A 21081-nucleotide genomic window follows, 5' to 3' on the forward strand; every position below is an offset into this window, starting at 1 on the left:
ACGCTCGGGCCTGGAACGATCGATTTTCGCGTGAGCCACGAGTTCGATTCGATTAGAATGGCGCACGATGAAAAATAGAGCGAACTTTATCCGCGTTGGCCTTTTGACGCTTCTGTTCGCCTCCTCTTTGGCTGCCGCCGATGTACGTATCGGGGTCCTCAACTATCGCGGCGCCGAGCAGGTGATGGAGACCTGGGGCGGTACCGTTGAATACCTGCGACGGGCCCTTCCCGACCGGGAATTTCGCTTGCTGCCTCTCGACTTTGTGGCACTGGATGCGGCGCTGTCCGCCGGAGAGTTGGACTTCGTACTCACCAATCCCGGCAATTATGTGCAGCTGGAGGCCGCATACGGTATCTCGCGCATCGCCACTGTAGAGTCGAGCATCACCGATGACCCGAATTACAGCATTGGCTCGGCTGTGGTCGTACGCCGGGACAATCAGGCTCTGCAAGAACTGGATGATCTGAAGGACCATTCTCTGCTGGCCGTGGACCGCGGCGCGTTCGGCGGCTATCAGGTGGCGGAGGCATCGCTGCGGGCAGCCGGAGTTGAACCCGGGGACCTTCGGCTTCGTTTCATCGGTTTCCCCATGGACCGTGTGGCCCATGCGGTCGCTGCCGGGGAAGCAGACGCCGGTATCCTGCGGGCCTGTCTGCTGGAAAGGATGGTGGTCGAGGGACAGCTGCCGCCGGGAGAATTGCGGGTGCTGGCGCCGCAAAACCACTACGGCTTCCGTTGCACCGCTTCGACTCCCCTCTATCCGGACTGGCCGTTCGCGAAGGCCCGGGACACGTCACGCGAGTTGGCGAAACGGGTGACACAGGCACTGTTTGCCCTCGAATCAGATGAAGCTCCGGCCGCCTTCACGGGTTGGACCATCCCCGTGGATTATCAGCCGGTCCACGACCTGTTTCGCCGTCTTGAGCTGCCGCCCTACAGCCGTGATTCACAGATGACACCCGTGGAAATGGTTCGACGCTATTGGCCGTGGCTGCTGGGCCTGCTTCTGTCGGCGGTATGGATGGTGTGGCATACCGCTCGGGTGGAGCAGCAGGTGCGGGTTCGCACTGCCCAGCTTTCTGCGGCCAACGAACGGTTGAAACAGGCGATGCAGGAACAGGCAGCGGCGGAGAGGGTTATCCGCCAGCGGGAGGCGGAATTGGCCCACGCAGCGCGGGTGAATACCGTGGGTGAACTCGCGGCCGGAATGGCCCATGAAGTCAACCAGCCGCTGGCGGCCATCGGCAACTACGCCGAAGGGTGTCTGGTACGATTGCGACAACAGGAAGCCGCACCGGAGTTGATCGATGCACTGCGGGAGATCGACACTCAAGCGGCCCGCGCAGGGGCCATTGTTCACCGGCTGCGTAGTTTTCTTCGCAAGGAGGAGCCAAGACCCGTACCGATCGATTTGAATGATGCGGTAATCGAGGCGGTTTCACTGTTTGCGCCGGAGGCGCATCGGCATCACGTGGCTTTGCGGACCGTTCTGGCGCCGTCGCTGCCACGGGTATGCGGTGAATCGATTCAGCTCGAGCAGGTCGTTTTGAATTTGATGCGCAATGCACTGGAGGTGCTGGAGGAGGCCGAGTGCGAGCGGAGGGAGATCGAGGTCATCTCCGCCCGCGTAGCCGATGGTGTTCGCGTTACGGTGATGGACTCCGGTCCCGGCCTGAGTGAAGAAGCGCGGCAGCATCTGTTCGAGCCGTTCTTTACCACCAAGCCGCAAGGCATGGGTCTGGGCCTTTCCATTAGCCGCAGTATTATCGAGGCGCACGGTGGTGGGCTGGCGGTGGCCGATGCCCCGAACGGTGGTGCTGCCCTGGAATTCACGCTGCCCGTGGCGAAAGACGATCATGAACTTTGAGCCGACGCTATTCGTAGTGGATGATGACGAGGCCATGCGCCGTTCGTTGAAATGGTTGCTGGAGACGCTACGGCTCCCGCTGCAGACTTTCGGCTCTGCCGAGGCTTTTCTGGAGGGTTACCGGGGTGAACCGGGAGTTCTGATCCTGGATGTGCGCATGCCGGGAATGAGTGGGCTGGAATTGCTGGAGCGGTTGGCCGAAAGTCATCCCTCCCTGCCGGCAATCCTGCTAACAGCCCACGGTGATGTGCCGATGGCGGTGCGGGCCATGCGTGTCGGGGCCTTCGATTTCGTACAGAAGCCCTACAATGGTCAGGCACTTCTCGAGCGGGTACAGGCGGCGACAGGAGAGGCCCGGCGTCGGCACCAGCGGCAGGACGAACGCGATTCGGCCGCTGCCCGGCTGGAGTCGCTGACACCGCGGGAGTGCGAGGTGCTGGAGCTGGTTGCGGCTGGCGAACCAAACAAGCGTATTGCCCGGGAGCTCGGTATCAGCCTCCGGACTGTAGAGGTTCACCGTCACAATCTGATGGAAAAACTGGATGCCCATAGCGTCGGGGACGTGATTCGACTCTACCTCTCCGCCACGAATGGGACCCCTTAAGTAAAAACCACAATACGCCTGCGGCTAACCACAATACCCTCGTGATTGTAACGGGGGTTAGCCTTGATGTGCATCAAGCATACGAGACGAGGTTGGCCCCATGGATACATCCCGCCGTAACTTCTTCAAAGGTATCGCCGTCGGAGCAGCGGCGACCGCCGTTGCTCCGAGCCACGCCGTCACCGAACGTCCCACAGGTGACTCCCGCCAGCGCTGGGGTATGGTCATTGACCTGCGTCGCTGCATCGGCTGTCAGGCCTGTACCGTTGCCTGTGGCACTGAAAATCGCACTCCGCTCGGTAGCTATCGCACCGTGGTCTCCCAGTATGAGCTCAGCGAGGGCGATCGGCCACGCCGCGCGGTACTGCCGCGTCTTTGCAATCATTGCGAGGACCCGCCCTGCATCCCGGTCTGCCCGGTGGATGCCACCTTTCAACGTGCCGACGGCATCGTGCTGGTGGACAACACCCGCTGCGTCGGTTGCGGCTACTGCGTTCAGGCCTGTCCCTACGATGCGCGTTTTATCAACGCAGAGACCGGCACGGCCGACAAGTGCACCTTCTGCGCCCACCGGGTCGATGCGGGACTGCTGCCGGCCTGTGTCGAGACCTGTGTCGGCGGGGCCCGCGTGTTCGGTGACCTCAATGACCCCGATAGTGCGGTCTCGCAGTTGATCGCAGAACATCGCGTCAGCCGTCTCAACGAACAGGCCGGCACCGAACCGCAGGTTCGTTATATCGGCCTGGACGGGAGGCTGCAAAACAAGGTGGAGGGAGTGCCGGCCCCGCTGCGCGCATCCCTTGAGGAGGTGATGTCATGAATCCCGAAGTGCTCCAGTTGACCGGTTTCAGTCAGCAACCCGCCTGGTTGCCCTGGGCCGTACAGTACTTCTTCATCATCGGCCTCAGTGTCGGTGCCTTTCTGATTACACTGCCGGCCTACGTGCTGCGATGGTCGTCTGATCAACGGGCAGCCAGAGCCGCGCTGCTGGTTGCCCTGACCACTGGTCTGGCGGCGCCGGTTGCGCTCCTCGCCGACCTGCATCAGCCGGATCGGTTCTGGCATTTCTACGCCTTCGGGCAGGGCAGTTCCTGGATGGCGTGGGGATCGTTTTTCCTGCCGGCTTATGTCGGACTGCTGACTCTCTACGGCTGGCTGGCCCTGCGGCCGGAGCTGGCTCAACGGGCCCGGGATCCTGGTCCGGTTGGTCGCCTTGCCGGACTGCTGGCAGGCTCCGGGGTCGCATTGCCACGCGCACGGCGTAGTGTGGGCTGGGTGACTGCAATCGCTGCAGCCCTGGTAGCTCTCTATACCGGGGCGGAAGTGGCGGTGGTTGCAGCCCGACCCCTTTGGCATTCGGCGCTGCTGCCGGTGGTCTATCTCACCACCGGGATCGCCGGCGGTGCCGGGCTGGCACTGCTGTTTGCCGGCCGCTTCGAGACACCGAGACGGACGCTTTTTCGCTGGCTATGGGCTGCTCTGGCGCTTACCGGTCTTGCGGTATTCGCCTGGATGTTGGGGCTCAGCGGTAGCGGTACGGCTCACGCGCTGTTGCGACTCGCTACCGAATACCGCCCGATGCCCTTCGGACTCTGGCTGCTGGTCGGTCTACTGCTGCCGCTGGTGCTGGCCTGGTTCCATCGTGCGCCGATAGCGGCGGGCCTGCTGGCGATTGCCGGCGCCTGGATGTGGCGCTGGGAGATCTTCATGGCCGGACAAGGTATTCCGAAGAACGACGCCGGATTTTATGGCGTTCATCTGCCGCTCGGGCCCGAAGGGCTGCTGGGTATCGTCGGTACGCTTGGATTATGGGTGCTGATCGCGCTGGCGTTGACCGCGCTGCTGCGTCCCACCGCTAATGTACAAGGTTGAGGAGTCTCCCATGAGCAAGAATCGTCGTCAGTTCATCAAGGGCCTGGGTGCAGTGGGTGCCTTGGCTGCTTTCGGTCTCGGTTACAGCCACACCGCCGATCAATTCCTGAAGGGCTTCCTGGATCGCACCCGTGCCAATGATCCCTTCGCGGGCAATGCCCCCCAACCCGAATACCGGGTTGACGCGGTGACCGGTCAGGTCCGGCTCAATCCGGCGCAGCAGGTGTCGTACACGGTGTGCATGGGGTGCACCACCCTGTGCGGTGTTCGGGTTCGCATCGACAAGGCCAACGACCAGGTTTTGCGGGTTAGCGGCAACCCCTACCACACCCTGTCCGCCGATCCGCACCTGCCGTACGAGACGTCGGTGCTGGAGAGTTTCGCCGGGGTGAGCAGGCACAAGGAACGGGGGCTGGAAGGCCGCGCCACCGCCTGTGCCCGCGGCAATGCCGTATTGGCCAAGCTCGACAGTCCACAGCGGGTTCGCGTACCGCTGAAGCGGATTGGCAAACGTGGCGCCGGTCTATGGGCACCGATCTCCTTCGAACAGCTGGTCGAAGAGGTAGTCGAGGGCGGTGACCTGTTCCGGGAAGGCGACGTCGAGGGGCTGCGGGCGATTCGTGATGTGGAGACCCCGCTCGACCCGGAGCAGCCCGAATTGGGGCCGAAGTCGAACCAGATGGTGTTCATGTCGGCCTTCAATGATGGTCGTCTGGCCTTCGCCAAGCGCTTTGCCATCAACAGCTTCGGAAGCCGTAATTTCGCCGGCCACCGCTCCTACTGCGGGCTGTCGATGCGCTCGGGCTATGCCGCGCTGCTCGACAATTGGAAGGCGCAGCCGCACCTGAAGCCGGATTTCGCCAACGCCGAATTTTTGCTGTTCATCGGCACCTCACCGGGCAATGCCGGTAACCCGTTCAAACGCCAGGGTCACCTGATCGCGAAAGGACGCAGCCGTGGCCTCAAGTATGTGGTGGTCGACCCGGTGCTGACCAATGCCGACAACATTGCAGCCGAGGACAACGGCCGCTGGTTGCCGATCCGGCCCAACACCGACGGCGCCCTGAGCATGGGAATGATTCGCTGGATCATCGAGCAGGACGCCTACGATGCCAGATTCCTGGCCAGCCCCAATCCCGCGGCGGCGACCAAGGTGGGCGAAGCGAGTTGGTCCAACGCCACACACCTGGTGATCGTCGAGCCGGGCGCTGATTTCGGGCGCATGCTGCGCGGCTCCGATCTCGGCCTCGATCCGAAAGGTGATGACGATCCGTTTGTGGTGGCGGACGAGACGGGGAAACTGCACTCCCACACGGCAAGTGATCGCGGCGAGCTGTTCTACCAGGGACAAGCCCGGTTGGCCGAAGGCGGTGAGGTGGCGGTTGCCACCAGTCTGGCGCTGCTGCGTGAGGCCGCCTTCGAGCACACACTGGCGGAATACGCCGATGCCTGTGGCATTGCCGAGGCCGAGATTGCCGGACTCGCCCGTGAGTTCACCAGTCACGGAAAGCGCGCCGCGGTGGATACCCATGGCGGTACAATGGGCAGCAACGGCTTCTATGCCGCCTATGCCATCGTCATGCTCAATGCCCTGATCGGCAACCTCAATCATCAGGGTGGTACCAGTGCCGGTGGTGGTCGCTTCAAGGATGTGGCGCCGGGGCCACGCTACAACCTGGCCACTTTCAAGGGCATGCAGAAGCCCAAGGGTGTAGGTCTCGGCCGCAATGGTTTTCCGTATGAGAAAACCACCGAGTTCAGGCGCAAGGAGGCGGTTGGCAAGCCCTACCCGTCGGAGGCGCCCTGGCTTCCCCTCAGCCCGAACATGAGTTCGGAGTTCCTGCCGGCAATGCTCAACGGTTATCCCTACAGCGCCAAGGCGCTGATTCTCTGGAGTACCAACCCGGTCTACGGGGTGTCCGGCATGACAGAACAGGTAAAGGAGCGGCTGGCCGATCCGAAGGTGGTGCCGCTCATCGTTTCCATCGACCCGTTTATCAACGAGTCCAACCAGTACGCCGACTATATTGTTCCCGATTCGGTACTCTACGAGAGCTGGGGCTGGGCGAGCGCCTGGGGTGGCCATCTGGCCAAGGTCAACTCTGCCCGCTGGCCCGTGGTCGAACCGCGTCAGGCGCGCGCGGCTGACGGGCAGGTGATGGAGATGGAGAGCTTCCTTATTGCGGTCGGCAAGCGTATGGGGCTGCCGGGCTATAGCGCCGGTGCGATTACCGATAGTGACGGTAACGAGTATCCGATCGAGCGGGCTGAGGACTGGTATCTGCGGGCAGCGGCCAACATTGCGTTCGACGGCACGCCGGTGCCCGATGCCAGCGATGACGAGATCGCAGCCACCGGTGTTACCCGCCTGTTGCCGGAACTGAAACGGGTGCTCAAGCGCGAGGAGTGGCGCAAGGTGGCCTACCTCTATGCGCGCGGCGGGCGCTTCGAGGACCCGGAAGCGGCCTATGATGATAAATTTCTCCGCAAGCGCTACCCGCGGGCGATGCAGCTCTATAACGAGCAACTGGCTCTGGCGCGCAATAGTCTTACCGGCAAGCGCTATCGGGGAACCCCGTATTGGCAGCCACCCGTGCTTGCCGATGGAACGCCACTGGAAGATGTCTACCCGGCTGAGGTATGGCCATTGCGGGTTGTCAGTACCAAATCGCAGTTGCAGTCATCGCACACCATCGGGGTCGCCCGGCTACAGCAAATCCAGCCGACCAATCCTATCGGGTTGCACTATGATGATGCCGCTAAGCTCGGCGTAAAAACCGGCGACCGCATCCGGGTGGTCAGCCCCGAAGGCAGTGTGGAGGGGATTGTCCTGGTCCGTGGCGGGATACAGCGCGGCGTGATTGGAATCGAGCACGGTTTCGGTCACCGGGAGCTTGGAGCACGGATGCACCGGCTGGGTGAAAACCCGTTGCCGAAGGCGGTCGCCGCCGGAGCCGGCGTCAACCACAATGAACTCGGCTGTCCGGAACCGCACCGCCCCGGCATCACCTTCCTGACCGACTGGGTGGTGGGCAACGTCGCCAGGCAAGGGTTGCCGACACGTATCGAGTTCATTTGAGACTGAACGGGGGCGCCAGGGAGGGTGGAACCCTCCCTGGCGTTCCGACAGGTCGATTGCGACACCTACCGACCCGTCGTATACTTTACTTACCAACTGGGAATTCGGCTGATTTGCCTGCATGAAGCCTACGCGAAACGTACGCTGGCCCTTTGCTCTCCTGGCCTATCTCTTCACGGGACTGGCCCTGGCCGGTATCGCCTTGCCCGGACTGCCGACCGTGCCGTTTCTGCTGGTGGCTGCATGGGCCGCCAGCCGTGGTTCCAAACGACTGCGGTGTTGGCTGGAAGCGCACCGCCATCTGGGGCCTCTGTTGTACTGCTGGGAACAGGAGCGCGCGATACCGCGGCGTGCCAAACAGATGACGGTACTGCTACTTTTCCCGAGCTGGTTCTGGATCGCCTGGGTCAGTAGCGGAACGGCCGTGCCGGTCGCCATGGCGGTTCTGTTTATGACGGTGGCAGTGTACGTGGTGACACGGCCCAGTCCGACTCAACCCGTTCGCTTATCCGCAGGAGAATAGTCCTCCGCAGCGGCTGGTCGTTTTACGACGGCCGAGTGGCCAACCAGATGGTGTGCCGGGCGCCCTTTTTCGGGCCATGAGCCCGCGCTATCGTCTCCTCGACATCGAACCCGACCTGTCGCAGGCGATCGGCGAAAGCCCCGTCGGGACCTGCCGACCAGATAGCCAGTACTCCTGCAGACCGCAGCGCATCGAAGGCGGCTTCCAGTCCCTTGAAGGAGTAGAGCCAGTCGTTTTGGCGACGGGTCAGACCCTCCGGGCCGTTGTCCACGTCGAGCAGGATGGCATCGAATGCACTCTTCTCGCGTTTCAGAACCACCCCGACATCGCCGCCATGCACGATGGTGCGCGGATCCTCGAGCGGGTGTCCGGCCAGGCCGCCCAGCAGTTCGCGGTTCCATTGCACCACCGCCGGCACCAGTTCGGCCACCGTTACTTCGGCGCCGGGCGGGAGCTGCTTCAGTGCCGCCGCGAGGGTGAAGCCCATGCCCAATCCACCGACCAGCACCCGCGGTCTGGCCCGATCGGCCACCTGCGAACAGGCCCGCTCGGCCAAGGCGTCCTCGGAACCATGGAGCCGACTGTTCATCAACTCACCACCGCCGTTGGATACCAGGATCGAGTACTCCTCGCCACGCCGGTAAAGCCGAAGTTCACCCCGATCGCCGGTAACGGGCGCGGTATCCAGCAGCTCCCAGGGGGTCACGGGGAAGTCCGGTCGGTACAGCAGAGGCTGCTCGATCCTTGCGGACCGGCAGTTCCGGTTGAGTGGCGCATTTGGGGATGGATGTCCACAGTGGGCTCTTACCAGCTTTTGTAAGGCAGGAATTTGCCGTTCATGGTGACCACCACGCGGTCACCGGCCGGGTTCTCCTCCTTGTCGATATCCATTGAAAAGTCGATGGCGCTCATAATCCCGTCACCGAACTTCTCGTGGATCAGTTCCTTGATGGTCTCTCCATAGACGCCGACGATCTCGTACCAGCGATAAATCACCGGATCGGTGGGGATAGCCTGGTCCCAGCGCTTGTGCGGGAACGCCTGCAGCGCAGTGGATACCTCGGCAGGCAGATTGAGTACCTCACAAAGCTTGTCGGCAAATTCCGGCTTGAGGCTGTTCATACCCAGGCAGGCCGAGGTGAGGAATACCGGGGCCAGGCCGACTTCTGCGGCAATGGCCTCCCAACCCAGGCCGGAACGGGCTTTGGCGGCCATAATGGCTTCGGTCATTTCCAGTTTTTTCATTGTTTATCTCCTGGTTGCTAGTAAATGGAAGTACCTTCGCAGATTCCCGGCGGCATTCCTCAGCGATCGGTAAGCACGAAAAATTCCTCCTCCAGCTCATCGAGGATATTATCGACCTTGCAGAAGCGGCGAAGCGCATCGACATCGTGGATGTGAACTTCATCTTCTGTCACATCGACGCCTTCATTGCGCAGGGTGACAATGGCCCGGGACATGCTCTCCGGTGTCATGTGCAGGCGGGCGGCAATCAGCTTTTTGACAAAGGGAAGTGCCAGCGTGTCGCTGTCGCCTTTTTCCACCAGTCCCAGCAGGTAGATCCCCAGCCGCTGTGCCGCCGTCCTCAGGCGCAGGTCCTTTACGTGCCGGACCATTTGCCGATACTGGTTTGCCAGCGAGGCGACCATGGTCAGTGCCAGTTGCGATTCGTCCGATACCAGCTGGCGCAACAGTGCACTCGGGACCAGCAGGACTTCGACATCGGTGATGGCCTGGGCCGACATGAGATATGGCTTGGAGGTCAGCACGGCCGCCATCAGGAAGCAGTCGACAGGCTGCAGCAGCTCGATGATCGTCTCCCGGCCATCGAGCGAGCTGGTCGTCATTTTAACGGTTCCGTCGAACAGCACATGCAGGTGATCGGGCTTGTCGCTGGCCTTGAACAGAAAGTCCTTGGGACCGTAGGAGGCCGGAACCGCCTGCTGGCTAAGTGCGTTTAGCACCCCGGCGGAGAGGTCGCAGAAAAGCGGTACGCGACGTAGCGCCAGTTCGATATCACTCGGGTTTTGCATACCATGAGCCCTTGTAAGGCGGTTATAGTGTGGCTTTATGATGCAGTAATCTCAACAAAGAACAACAGTCTTTTGACCGCGACAGGATCCATTAGTGCCGCCGTTTCGCCGTCTCTCACCCCCTGCGGTATACTTGTAGCCAATGAAAACGCCCGCGTTGCGGGCTTTTTGCATCTTTAGCCATCGGGAGTCCCCATGTCCGAGATCAGAAAAGTCGTGCTTGCCTATTCCGGCGGCCTCGATACCTCCATTATCCTCAAATGGCTCGAGGATACCTACCATTGCGAAGTGGTGACTTTTACCGCCGATATCGGTCAGGGCGAGGAGGTCGAACCGGCACGCGCCAAGGCCCAGGCCATGGGCGTCAAGGAGATCTACATCGAGGACCTGCGTGAGGAGTTTGCGCGCGACTACGTTTTCCCGATGTTCCGGGCCAATGCCATCTACGAGGGTGAGTATCGGCTTGGCACCTCTATCGCACGGCCGTTGATCGCCAAACGCCTGGTGGAGATTGCCAACGAGACCGGGGCCGACGCGATCTCTCACGGCGCGACGGGCAAGGGTAACGATCAGGTTCGTTTCGAACTCGGCGCCTATGCGCTAAAGCCGGATGTGAAGGTGATTGCACCCTGGAGGGAATGGGACCTGCTCTCGCGTGAAAAGCTGATGGCCTATGCCGAGGAGCACGGCATTCCGGTGGATTTCAAAAAGGGCAAGAAGTCCCCGTATTCCATGGACGCCAACCTGATGCACATCTCCTACGAGGGCGGCATTCTGGAGGACCCGTGGGCCGAACCGGAAGAGGAAATGTGGCGCTGGACCGTCGCACCGGAGGCAGCACCGGACCAGCCGACCTTGCTGGAGTTGACCTACGAGAAGGGTGATATCGTCGCCATCGATGGCAACCCGATGACACCCGCCCAGGTAATGGAGCTCCTCAACAAGGTGGGCGGCGAGAACGGCATCGGGCGGGATGATCTGGTCGAGAACCGCTACGTCGGCATGAAGTCCCGCGGCTGCTACGAAACCCCCGCCGGAGCGATCATGTTGCGTGCCCATCGGGCCATGGAGTCCCTGACCCTCGACCGTGAAGTGGCGCACCTGAAAGATGAACTCATGCCCAAGTACGCCGAGATTATCTATAACGGCTACTGGTGGAGCCCGGAGCGGCAGATGATGCAGAAGATGATCGATGCCTCGCAGGAAAACGTCAACGGCAAGGTCCGCGTCAAGCTCTACAAGGGCAACGTCATCATTGCCGGCCGCCAGTCCGACAGCGACTCACTGTTCGACGAGAGCATCGCCACGTTCGAGGATGATGCCGGCGCCTATGATCAGAAAGACGCCGAAGGCTTCATCAAGCTGAACGCCCTGCGCCTGCGCATCGCCGCCCGCAAACGCGGCTAAACTGCATTTCTAACCGCAAAGAGCGCAAAGAACACAAAGAAATGATTTGCACCGCAGAGACGCGGAGGGCACTGAGAGCCGCAGAGAATGATCGATTCGACCTTAAACTGTCAGCGGGTTTTTTCGAAATTGATGTTCTCTGCGTCCCTCTGCGTCTCTGCGGTGCAATTGCAGTTGCTTTTCTTTGCGCTCTTGGCGTCCTTTGCGGTAAATCGCTTTTGGAGGTTCTGATGCGGATTTTGCACACCATGCTGCGGGTAGGCGATCTTACTCGCTCCATCAATTTCTACACCAACGTGCTCGGGATGAAGCTGCTCCGGCAAAAGGAGTACCCGGAGGGGGAGTTCACCCTTGCATTCGTTGGCTACGGGGAGGAGTCGGAGCAGGCGGTTATCGAATTCACCTACAACTGGGGCGTCGACCGCTACGACCTCGGCGACGGCTACGGCCACATCGCCCTGGAGGTGGATGATGTCTATCAGGCGGCCGAGGCGATCCGGGAGCGTGGCGGCAAGATCCTGCGCGAGCCCGGCCCCATGCATGCCGGAACCACCATTATCGCCTTCGTAGAGGACCCCGACGGCTACGCCATCGAGTTGATCGGCAAGAAATAACTGAATTGTCTCACCGCAGAGACGCGGAGAGCGCAGAGGAACGCACGTTTTCTCTCCGCGAACTCTGTGCCTCTGCGGTGCAACAGCTGTTGACGCTTTACTTTCCTTTCGCCACCCGCCGGATGCAGTCGAGGTAGGCACGTTCGTCGGGTTCGCTGCCGTGGCGGTGGGCGGACCAGAGCATCTGCCCCAGGCACTCCATCAGGCGATGTTCCGCCTCATGGATGTCCCCCACTTTCTTTAGCGCCTTTTTGTACAGCCGGGCGATACCCTCGGGCCGGTCGGTACTGATCTGCTCATGGATGGCAAGGTGCATGCCCATGTGCAGGAAGGGGTTGGACTCGCCGCCTTCGGGCGTGTAATCGCGCTCCAGCACACCGGCACTCTCCAGCGCTTTCTGATACTCGGGGTGCATCTCCACCACCGCAGCGATCTGCGCCTCCAGCGGCTCCAGGGGTGCCCCTTCGCTCCGTTTTCGCCACGCCTCCCGGTAGGCAGCCCGCATCGAGTTTCTGTCGTTTCCGAAAATCATGGTGTGGAAGTTAACCGCAAAGGCGCAAAGAGCGCAAAGGAAGAATATGCACCGCAGAGGCGCGGAGGGCGCAGAGGGGCGCAGAGATCCTTGAACTAAAGGTCATTCAGCTGCTTTCACCGTCGGCGATATGTAATCGTGGCGAGCGCCGCTCCTACCGAAGCAGCCTGTCGATTTTCCCTGCGAATCTCCGCGTACTCTGCGCCTCTGCAGTGCAAATTTAGTGGTCTTTGCGGTTCGAACTTTCAGTCCTCGGTCTTGTGCGTGTACTCGCAGAGGTCTTCGATGAGGCAGGCGCCGCAGCGGGGTTTGCGGGCGATGCAGACGTAGCGTCCATGGAGGATCAGCCAGTGGTGGGCGTCGTGGAGGAATTCTTTCGGGACCAGCCGCAGCAGTCGCTTTTCCACTTCCAGGACGTTTTTTCCGGTGGCGATATCGGTGCGGTTGGATACGCGAAAGATGTGTGTATCGACGGCGATGGTGGGCTCACCGAAGGCGGTATTGAGCACGACATTGGCGGTCTTGCGGCCAACCCCGGGTAGTGCTTCGAGCGCATCGCGTTCAGCCGGAACCGTTCCATCATGTTTTTCGACCAGGGCCCGGCAGGTCCTGATGATATGGGCAGCCTTGGAATTGAACAGGCCGATGGTCTTGATGTAATCCTTCAGCCCCTCTTCCCCCAGCTCGAGGATGGCGCCGGGTGTGTTGGCCACGGCAAACAGTTTGGCCGTGGCCTTGTTGACGCCGCGGTCGGTGGCCTGGGCCGACAGAATGACGGCAATCAGCAGCTCGAAGGGAGTGGAGTAGTTCAGCTCGGTCGTGGGGCTGGGATCGTTGTCCCGCAGGCGGCGGAATATCTCAGTACGTTTTTCGCGGTTCATCGGGCATCGGGTCGAATCAGAAGTCGGGTGATTATCATAAATGTAAAATCGTGCAACTGCCCCCGGTTTCATGCAGGACGTATTCAACACCCCCTGTTCACTCCTTGCCGTGCTGCGTCGAATCCCCTCCGGTTTCTTCGCGATCGGGATGCAGTGCTTCGCTGTCGATGAGTTGTACCTGGGGGTGGGGGATGTCTCGATCTCCGAGGACCTGTTCAACATAAAGCATCTTTACCAGCACGATCGTCAGTGCCATCAGTGGCGTGGCCAGGATCAGCCCGATCGCTCCTGCCATCGCCAGGAGAATGATCTCTGCAAGGATGGTCAGTGCCGGAGGCATATAGACAGTGCGTTGGTAGATCACCGGCGAGATCACGAGGCTCTCCAGCTGCTGCACGACCAGGTAGACCACAGCGACCCAAAATGCCAGCTCAAGGCCCCCGGTAAACCCGATCAGGATCGCCGGTAACGCAGCGATAATCGGACCGACGTAGGGCACAAAGTCGAGCAGGCCGGCAATAATGGCGAGCAGCATCGCCAACGGCACGTCCAGTGCCCACAGGCCCACGAAAGTCAGCAAGCCGACTGCGATCATCTTGAGCAGGGTCCCGAACAGCCACCAGCGCAGGGTCGCCCCGGCGGCCCCCAGCACCTCGGCGGCGCGGGGTCGGTGGGATAGTGGAACCAGGTGCAGTATCCCGTTGATGTACAGCCGTGGGTCGAAGGAGAGGTAGATGGTGACGAAGATCAGAATAACGATGCCGGCGAAGATCTGAACGGCTGTATAGGCAAACCCGGTGGCTTGCCACACCACCCCGCCCATTCCGTCCTGCTCTTCCAGCTCCTCCTGCGTCGGAAGCAGGTCCAGCAGCCACTCTCCCCAGGCGCGTTCACGCAGCGTTTCATGGATGACCCCAATCGCCTCTGGCAGGCGCTGCTGTAGTTGCGCAGCCTGTTCTGTAACTTGAGGCGCCACCAGAACCATCAAACCGGCGAGCATGAACAGGCCCCCGCCCAGCACCAGCATGAGGGCCCATTTGTCGCCCATACCGGTGTGAATGGCCACCCAATCCGATAAGGTGCGCAGGACGATGGCCGCCAGTATGGCGGCGAAGGTCAACAGTAGCGCTTCCATTGCCCACCACAGCAGCAGCAAGAGCAGCAAAAGCCCGATGACAACGCTCGCGCCGATCAGGACGCGGATTGCAAAGGCGTGCACCTGTGTTGAGCCTTTCGCTTCGTGTGGCACCCGGCAAATCCTCGCGATGGTGAGGGACGGACAGGCGATTCACTTCAGAGAGTAGCCGTTTCCGCGATCCCCGATCGACAGGGTCTGCAAGCTGATAGGCTATAGGCATCAAAGTGGATATCGTTCAAGGCATGGTCAGCACAACGGAACCCATGGATCGATTGGATCAAGCCGAGGCGTTACGGCGCATGGAGCCGCCGGAGCGGGCGGACCGACTCTCCCGCATGCCGCCGGAGCAGGCACGAGCCGCTTTCGAGCAGCTTGAAGCGCCCTTGCAGGAGGAGCTCCTTGCGCACCTGCGGGATGCACAGGTCTACCGGTTGATGGAGGACCTTGACCCTGACGATCGGGTTCGGTTGCTGGGGCGGTTGCCAGAGCCGGTGAGCAGGGCGTTTATCGCCCGGCTGAGCCCCCGTGAGCGCCGCTTCACCCATAAACTCCTTGCCTACCCGCAAGAGACCGCTGGCCGCATCATGACCCCCGAATACCTGTCGCTGGAGCCGACGCTGACGGCGGCGGCGGCTCTGGAGAGGGTCCGAAGGGAAGGGACCGAAGTGGAAACTATCAACGCACTGCCGGTACTGGGGCCGGGCGAGCAATTTGCCGGCCTGGTGATGCTCAGTGATCTGGTGATGGCGGAAGGAGACCAGGTGATCAGTGATCTGGTGGATGTCTCGGTTCCTACGGTGAGGCCGGAGACCGACCAGGAACAGGTGGCGCGGCTGATCCAGGTTGCGGACCTGCTGGCGTTGCCGGTGGTCAGCGCCAGCGGGCGCCTGCTCGGGCTGATTACCGTCGATGATGCAATGGATGTGTTGCAGTGGGAGCAGGAGGAGGATATCGCCCGCACCGGCGCCCAGGAGCCGCTCGACCGACCCTATTTTGCCACGACGCTCATGGGCCTTACCCGAGCCCGGCTCCTGTGGCTGGTGCTGCTGGCACTGGCCGGTGCCGTCACGGTCCAGGTGCTGAACGTGTTCGAACCACTGCTGGAGCAGGCGGTCACGCTCTCCCTGTTCATTCCGTTGCTGATTGGCGTGGGCGGCAACAGCGGCGCCCAGTCGGCGACTACCGTGATTCGCGCCATGGCCACTGGCGAGATGAACGGGGGGCATAAATCACAGGTGATGTTCCGGGAAACCCGCGTAGGCCTGTTGCTCGGCACCGCCGTCGCCCTGCTGGCCTACCTCCCCGTGACCCTGGTCTTCAGCTCTCCGCTGGCAATCACTGTTGCCCTGGCCCTTGTCGTTATCTGTACCGGGGCCACCTTTGTCGGCGCCGGCATGCCCCTGCTGGCCAACCGGCTCGGCATCGACCCGGCTGTGGTGAGTGCTCCGGTCGTCACCACGGTCGTCGATGCCGGCGGCCTGCTGCTCTATTTCCTCATCGCCCGGGTGGTCATGGGGCTTTGAGATCTTTTCGGATGCTTTACTGATTCCCGGCTTAGTCTCGTTCCTCTTCATCCTGGGGTGCGGAGTGGGTGGTTATGTCGCCGCGAGTGGTGTGATACCAGATTAGCGGTTCGTCGCGGAGCAGGGCGGTGAATGAGCCCAGATCCTGGCTGGAGAGGTGATTCAAAATACCTTCCCTCCCGTCTTCCAGACTGAGATGGATGGCGCCCCGGCGCTCCTGGTGGTGCCAAGTAAAATTATAATCCTGGACCTTTTTCCACATCGTGCTCCCCCTTCTTGTTGAGTCCTGTCGATGATTGTTGCCGTCAGGCGCTTGGCTCGACGGCGGGTTCTGCCGCCGCGGCAGCCGTTTTGCTGCGCTCCGTTATCTTGTTATCGATCACGTTTTTCAGGGCGATCAGCAGGCCCAGGCCGATAAAGGCGCCTGGCGGCAGGATGGCCAGCAGAAAGCCCCGGTAGTCCGAAATAAGCGTGATGGCCAGGTCGCGGGCGCCTTCACCGAACATGAGGTGGGCCTGGGCAAAAAGGGTGCCCGAGCCGACGATTTCCCGCATGCTCCCGAGCAGAATCAGCGCCATGGTAAAGCCGAATCCCATGGTGAGCCCGTCGACGAGAGCGGGGCCGACTGCGTTTTTGGAGGCGAAGGCCTCGGCGCGGCCAAGGATCGCACAATTGGTAACGATGAGCGGGATGAAGATGCCGAGAATCTTGTAGAGATCGTGGAACCAGGCATTCATGGTCAATTCCACCGCGGTAACGAAGGAGGCGATGACCAGAACAAATACCGGAATCCGCACTTCGGGCCGAACCAGATGTCGGATCAGCGAAACTGTGACGTTGGAAGAGACCAGCACCAGGGTTGTCGCCAGGCCCAGTCCCAGACCGTTGATGAAGGTGGAGGTAACTGCCAGCAACGGGCAGAGTCCGAGAATCTGGACGAACGCGACGTTGTTCTTCCAGAAACCGTCGGCGGCGATCTGTCCATAAGCGCTATCAGCCATGCTCCTGATCCTCCTTCTGCTCGTCGGTTGGCGCTACGCGGTCCTGCTCGAACAGCCTCTCGCGGTTATCCCGGAAAAAGACCAGGGAATTGCGAACGGCATTCACGATGGCCCTGGGTGTAATCGTGGCCCCTGTGAACTGATCGAACACCCCACCGTTTTTCTTTACCGCCCAACCGGAGGGTTGTGGATGCTCTAAAGAAAGCCCCTGGAACTGCAGGATCCAATCGGAGCGTTCGGCTTCGATCTTGTCGCCCAGCCCCGGTGTTTCCTGGTGACGCAGAACCCGCACGCCCGCCAGTGTGCCGTCCACATTGATGGCCACCAGCAGTCGGATGCTGCCTCCGTAACCATCGGCAAACGGTGTCAGTACTGCGGCCACCGGCTCGTCATTGCGGCGTGCCCGATAGACCGGCACGGGCCGTGAAGTGCCCAAAAGGGGGTCGCTGACATAGGTGAAGTCTGCAAACAAGTCATTATCGTGCCGGTCGGGGGGGACCAGTTGGTGGAGTGAACTCAGCAGCGCTTGTCGCTCGTTTTCGGCAATACGCTCCGCGGTAGCGTCATAGGTGAACGCCACCAGGCTGGTCCCCGCAATGGCGAAGAGCCCCAGCAGAAAGGCACCGAGCAGCATGTTCTTTAACGGCATCGCTCAGTCCTTCCGCACATGGCCGTAAACGCGAGGCTGGGTGTAGTAGTCGATCATCGGTGCAGCCATATTCATCAACAGTACTGAAAATGCGACTGCATCGGGGTAACCACCGAAAGTCCGGATGACATAGATCAGGGCTCCGGCCCCGGCCCCGAACAGAAGCCGGCCTTTGTTGCTGGTGGCCCCGGAAATGGGATCGGTGACGACAAAGAAGGCACCCAGCAGAACACCGCCGCTGGCAATGTGGAACAGCGGACCCGGGTACTGGCTGGCATCGAAGAAATGGAAAAAACCCGCCAGTAGAAACAGGGTGCCCAGCAGGCCGACCGGCGCATGCCAGGTGATGACTCGCCGTGCCAATAGCCACAGCCCGCCGAGCAGGAAAGCCCCGTTGATGAGCTGCCAGCCGGTGCCGCCGAACTGGGCGAAGAGGGGGCTGGCGGTGCGGATTTCATCCACCGTCTGCCCCAGGCTCAACTGCGTTTTCATCTCGTCCAGCGGCGTGGCTGCGGTGATGCTGTCGAGCGTGAGACCGGCGGGGAGGTTGCCGGTGAACACGTAGCTGAGCATGGCGCCGAAACCTAACTCGCCGCTACGCAGCGACTCCGGGGCAAGCCAGGTGGTCATCTCGACCGGAAAGGAGATGAGCAGCGCCACGTAACCGACCATGGCAGGGTTGAAGGGATTGAAGCCGAGCCCCCCGTAGAGCTGCTTGGCGATGACGATGGCGAACAGAATGCCGACTGTCGTCAGCCACCAGGGGGAGAGGGGTGGCAGGGCGAGTCCCAACAGCAGGGCGGTCACCAGGGCGCTGCCGTCACTGAGTGCCGGCCGCACCGGTGTACCCCTCCAGGCGAGTACGGCCGCTTCGGCAGCCAGGGCAAACACCGCGGCGATACCGATATTGAGCAGTACGCCCGGCCCGAACAGCCAGACGTAGACAAGGGTCGCCGGAATCAGCGCATACACCACCGCCAACATCACGCCCGTGACATTGTGAGGGTTGTGGGCGTAGGGTGAACTGGAATTGATCTCGGCCATTGGGGTTATTTTTCCTCTTTATCGCCGGATGCGCCGTTCTGTTCCTGTTCCTGTTCCTTGAGCATTTTTTCACGACGGGCCTTGGCTTCGGCCAGTTTGCGTTTTTGCTCTTCCGTCAGGTCCTCGGTGTTTTTGGGTTGGGTTCCGGCACCCTCTTTTTTGGCCTTGGCACGCTCCATGGCGGCCTTGATGGCGTCTTTTTTCGCATCGTCGCCCTTTCCCTTCTCCCCTTTCACGGCCGCCTTTTTCTTTGCCATGCGCGCGGCTTTTTCGGCCTTCTCGCGCTCGATGCGGGCGGTGCGGAATTCATAACGATCGCGTGCCAGGTCCGCCGCCTTTTTCTCCCGCTCCTGGGACCATATTTCGGTCTTTGCGAAGCGATAGAACTGCACCAGCGGCAGATTGGATGGACAGACATAGGCGCAGCAGCCGCACTCGATACAGTCGAACAGGTTGTAATCCTGGACTTTGTCGAAATCCTTGGCGCGGGCGTACCAGTAGAGCTGCTGCGGCATCAGGCTCACCGGGCAGGCCTGAGAGCAGGCACCGCAGCGGATGCAGGGGCGGACCGGTCCGTGGGAGGCGTCCATCTCCCGCGTGGCGGCGAGAATACAGTTGACCGTCTTGACGACCGGTGCATCGCGATGCTGGAGGGTAAAGCCCATCATCGGGCCGCCGACAATGAGTCGCTCGACATCGCCTGAAAGGCCGCCCGCTTGCGGCAGGAGTTCTTCTACAGGCGTGCCAATGCGCACTTCGAGGTTGCGTGGATGTCCCACGCCGCCGCTCATGGTCACAATTCGCGAGATGAGCGGCTCGCCACGCTCCACCGCCCGGTGTATGGCGGAAGCGGTGGCTACGTTGTGACAGACGATGCCGATATCCAGAGGCAGGCCCTGGGATGGGACCTCCTTGCCGGTGATAACCTTGATGAGCTGTTTCTCCCCGCCCATCGGGTAGCGGGTGGGGACTTCAACGACCTCGATGTCATCGGCACCCAACCGTTCGAGGGTCTCACGCAGGGAGGCGATTGCCTCGGGTTTGTTATCCTCGATGGCGACCAGGCATTCACCGGCGTTAAGTGCATGTCGCATGATGCGCGCTCCGGCGATGATCTCGTCGGCACGCTCACGCATCAACATGTCGTCGCAGGTAATGTAGGGTTCGCATTCGGCGCCGTTGAGGATCAGCGTATCAACAGCGGTACGTGCGCCTGGATTGAGCTTGATATAGGCGGGAAATCCCGCTCCACCAAGGCCGACGATGCCGGAATCACGAATGATGTTCCGCAGCTCGCTGGGATCCAGAGAGCGGTAGTCCTCGACAGGGCGACGTTCGCACCAGGTATCCTCGCCATCGGTTTCGAGGACGATACACGGGGCAGGCAGTCCGGAGGGATGAGCCACCGGACGATCTTCGATGGCGATAACGGTCCCGGAGCTGGAGGCGTGGACCGCAGCACTGACAAACCCCTTGGCCTTGGCCAGCACCTCGCCCTTGCGGACCGTCTGGCCCGCTTCGACCAGAGGTTCGGCGGCGGCCCCGATGTGCTGGTGCAGGGGTATAACCAGCACATCGGGAATTTCTGCCGCAGTAACGGCTTCGCCGGCCGAAAGCTCTTTATGCCCCGGCAGGTGAAGACCTCCGGGGAAATTCGATAGCTTACGGCTCATCGCTTGCGCTGCTCCACAACCACCGGATAGGGCCACTTCCAGGTCTGGATGGTCTCCTCCAACGGCTTCATTTCGATACAGTCGACCGGACAGGGGTCCACACAGAGTTCACACCCGGTACATTCGCTCTCGATGACGGTGTGCATCTGCTTGGCACCACCCAGAATGGCGTCCACCGGACACGCCTGCACGCACAGGGTGCAACCGATGCAGGTATCTTCGTCGATGACCGCAACCATCTTGGGCTGCGGTTTGCCCTCGTCGTCCAGGCTCACCGGGTCACGCCCGAGCAGATCCGCCAGCGCCAACATGGTGTTCTCGCCGCCCGGCGGACACAGGTTGATCTCCGCCTCGCCCGCCGCGATGGCCTCGGCGTAGGGACGACAGCCGGCGTAGCCGCACTGCCCGCACTGGGTTTGCGGCAGGATGGAATCGATCTGATCCACCACCGGGTCTTCCTCGACCTTGAAACGCACGGCCGCAAAGCCGAGCAGAAGCCCGAAGACGATGGCCAGACCGGCAATGGCGGCGATAGCAGTCAGCATGTCCACAATCAGTTAACCACAGAGTACACAGAGGCGTGTGACTGTTTCCAAAAGGGAATCACTCGGTAAACTCTGTGTGCTCTGTGGTTCAAT

General features: G+C 61.3%; 21 protein-coding genes. 9 read left to right on the top strand and 12 right to left on the bottom strand.

The features are described 5' to 3' along the window. Nucleotides 1–67: 67 nt before the first annotated feature. From BLP65_RS11505 to BLP65_RS11530, 6 genes are all read left to right on the top strand, one after another. On the top strand, nucleotides 68–1870 hold the full coding sequence (locus BLP65_RS11505; protein WP_092997178.1) for a sensor histidine kinase: 1803 nt from the start codon (nucleotides 68–70) through the stop codon (nucleotides 1868–1870). Continuing rightward, on the top strand, nucleotides 1860–2474 hold the full coding sequence (locus BLP65_RS11510; RefSeq protein ID WP_092997181.1) for a response regulator transcription factor: 615 nt from the start codon (nucleotides 1860–1862) through the stop codon (nucleotides 2472–2474). Before BLP65_RS11505 ends, BLP65_RS11510 begins: the two co-directional genes overlap by 11 nt. A 100-nt stretch (nucleotides 2475–2574) precedes the next feature. Then, complete coding sequence (dsrO, locus tag BLP65_RS11515) at nucleotides 2575–3294, top strand: sulfate reduction electron transfer complex DsrMKJOP subunit DsrO (RefSeq protein ID WP_092997184.1); 720 nt, start codon at nucleotides 2575–2577, stop codon at nucleotides 3292–3294. After that, nucleotides 3291–4346 (top strand): NrfD/PsrC family molybdoenzyme membrane anchor subunit, encoded by a 1056-nt coding sequence (gene nrfD, locus BLP65_RS11520; RefSeq protein WP_092997187.1) that lies wholly within the window; start codon nucleotides 3291–3293, stop codon nucleotides 4344–4346. Before dsrO ends, nrfD begins: the two co-directional genes overlap by 4 nt. A gap of 10 nt (nucleotides 4347–4356) precedes the next feature. Further along, nucleotides 4357–7425, top strand: coding sequence for a molybdopterin dinucleotide binding domain-containing protein (locus tag BLP65_RS11525; RefSeq protein ID WP_092997190.1), 3069 nt, complete (start codon nucleotides 4357–4359; stop codon nucleotides 7423–7425). Between the two features lie 121 nt (nucleotides 7426–7546). Then, entirely contained in the window at nucleotides 7547–7948 is a 402-nt protein-coding gene (locus BLP65_RS11530) for a YbaN family protein (protein WP_092997194.1), read from the top strand. Nucleotides 7949–7970: 22 nt separating this feature from the next. Here BLP65_RS11530 and BLP65_RS11535 read toward each other — a convergent pair whose 3' ends face one another. The 3 genes from BLP65_RS11535 to BLP65_RS11545 form a co-directional block, all read right to left on the bottom strand. Then, nucleotides 7971–8654, bottom strand: a complete 684-nt coding sequence (locus BLP65_RS11535; protein WP_092997197.1) for a spermidine synthase — start codon at nucleotides 8652–8654, stop codon at nucleotides 7971–7973. A 98-nt stretch (nucleotides 8655–8752) separates the two neighbouring features. Then, complete coding sequence (gene cynS / locus BLP65_RS11540; protein WP_092997200.1) at nucleotides 8753–9193, bottom strand: cyanase; 441 nt, start codon at nucleotides 9191–9193, stop codon at nucleotides 8753–8755. A gap of 59 nt (nucleotides 9194–9252) precedes the next feature. Then, nucleotides 9253–9981: a cyclic nucleotide-binding domain-containing protein gene (locus BLP65_RS11545; RefSeq protein ID WP_092997203.1), complete on the bottom strand. Its 729-nt coding sequence runs from the start codon at nucleotides 9979–9981 to the stop codon at nucleotides 9253–9255. Nucleotides 9982–10176: 195 nt separating this feature from the next. On the opposite strand from BLP65_RS11545, the gene BLP65_RS11550 reads away from it, so the two are divergent. After that, nucleotides 10177–11388 carry an argininosuccinate synthase gene (locus BLP65_RS11550; RefSeq protein WP_092997206.1) on the top strand — a complete coding sequence of 404 codons (1212 nt, stop codon included), beginning with the start codon at nucleotides 10177–10179 and terminating at the stop codon, nucleotides 11386–11388. Nucleotides 11389–11618: 230 nt separating this feature from the next. Beyond that, nucleotides 11619–12002, top strand: a complete 384-nt coding sequence (gloA, locus tag BLP65_RS11555) for a lactoylglutathione lyase (RefSeq protein ID WP_092997209.1) — start codon at nucleotides 11619–11621, stop codon at nucleotides 12000–12002. A 97-nt stretch (nucleotides 12003–12099) separates the two neighbouring features. On the opposite strand, the gene BLP65_RS11560 is transcribed toward gloA, so the two are convergent. The 3 genes from BLP65_RS11560 to BLP65_RS11570 form a co-directional block, all read right to left on the bottom strand. Next, entirely contained in the window at nucleotides 12100–12507 is a 408-nt protein-coding gene (locus BLP65_RS11560; RefSeq protein ID WP_245688311.1) for a DUF1841 family protein, read from the bottom strand. A 272-nt stretch (nucleotides 12508–12779) separates the two neighbouring features. Continuing rightward, nucleotides 12780–13415, bottom strand: a complete 636-nt coding sequence (gene nth, locus BLP65_RS11565) for an endonuclease III (RefSeq protein WP_092997215.1) — start codon at nucleotides 13413–13415, stop codon at nucleotides 12780–12782. 97 nt (nucleotides 13416–13512) lie between these two features. Next, entirely contained in the window at nucleotides 13513–14664 is a 1152-nt protein-coding gene (locus BLP65_RS11570) for an AI-2E family transporter (RefSeq protein WP_092997218.1), read from the bottom strand. Nucleotides 14665–14816: 152 nt separating this feature from the next. Here BLP65_RS11570 and mgtE point away from each other — a divergent pair, with 152 nt between their 5' ends. Continuing rightward, nucleotides 14817–16076, top strand: coding sequence for a magnesium transporter (gene mgtE, locus BLP65_RS11575; protein WP_175452547.1), 1260 nt, complete (start codon nucleotides 14817–14819; stop codon nucleotides 16074–16076). 31 nt (nucleotides 16077–16107) lie between these two features. On the opposite strand, the gene BLP65_RS11580 is transcribed toward mgtE, so the two are convergent. From BLP65_RS11580 to rsxB, 6 genes are read right to left on the bottom strand one after another with little or no spacing between them, the layout of a single operon-like run. Then, the gene (locus BLP65_RS11580; protein WP_092997224.1) at nucleotides 16108–16338 is read right to left on the bottom strand and encodes a hypothetical protein; all 231 of its coding nucleotides are present in this window, start codon (nucleotides 16336–16338) and stop codon (nucleotides 16108–16110) included. A gap of 43 nt (nucleotides 16339–16381) precedes the next feature. Beyond that, nucleotides 16382–17077, bottom strand: coding sequence for an electron transport complex subunit E (locus BLP65_RS11585; RefSeq protein WP_092997227.1), 696 nt, complete (start codon nucleotides 17075–17077; stop codon nucleotides 16382–16384). Further along, nucleotides 17070–17726 (bottom strand): electron transport complex subunit RsxG, encoded by a 657-nt coding sequence (gene rsxG / locus BLP65_RS11590; protein ID WP_245688312.1) that lies wholly within the window; start codon nucleotides 17724–17726, stop codon nucleotides 17070–17072. The genes BLP65_RS11585 and rsxG overlap by 8 nt, the downstream gene beginning before the upstream one ends. Before the next feature lie 3 nt (nucleotides 17727–17729). Then, entirely contained in the window at nucleotides 17730–18770 is a 1041-nt protein-coding gene (rsxD, locus tag BLP65_RS11595; protein ID WP_092997230.1) for an electron transport complex subunit RsxD, read from the bottom strand. 5 nt (nucleotides 18771–18775) lie between these two features. Further along, on the bottom strand, nucleotides 18776–20443 hold the full coding sequence (gene rsxC, locus BLP65_RS11600; protein ID WP_092997233.1) for an electron transport complex subunit RsxC: 1668 nt from the start codon (nucleotides 20441–20443) through the stop codon (nucleotides 18776–18778). Next, entirely contained in the window at nucleotides 20440–20988 is a 549-nt protein-coding gene (rsxB, locus tag BLP65_RS11605; protein WP_092997236.1) for an electron transport complex subunit RsxB, read from the bottom strand. Before rsxB ends, rsxC begins: the two co-directional genes overlap by 4 nt. Nucleotides 20989–21081 lie beyond the last annotated feature (93 nt).

This window comes from Thiohalomonas denitrificans, from assembly GCF_900102855.1.
Lineage (GTDB): Bacteria > Pseudomonadota > Gammaproteobacteria > Thiohalomonadales > Thiohalomonadaceae > Thiohalomonas > Thiohalomonas denitrificans.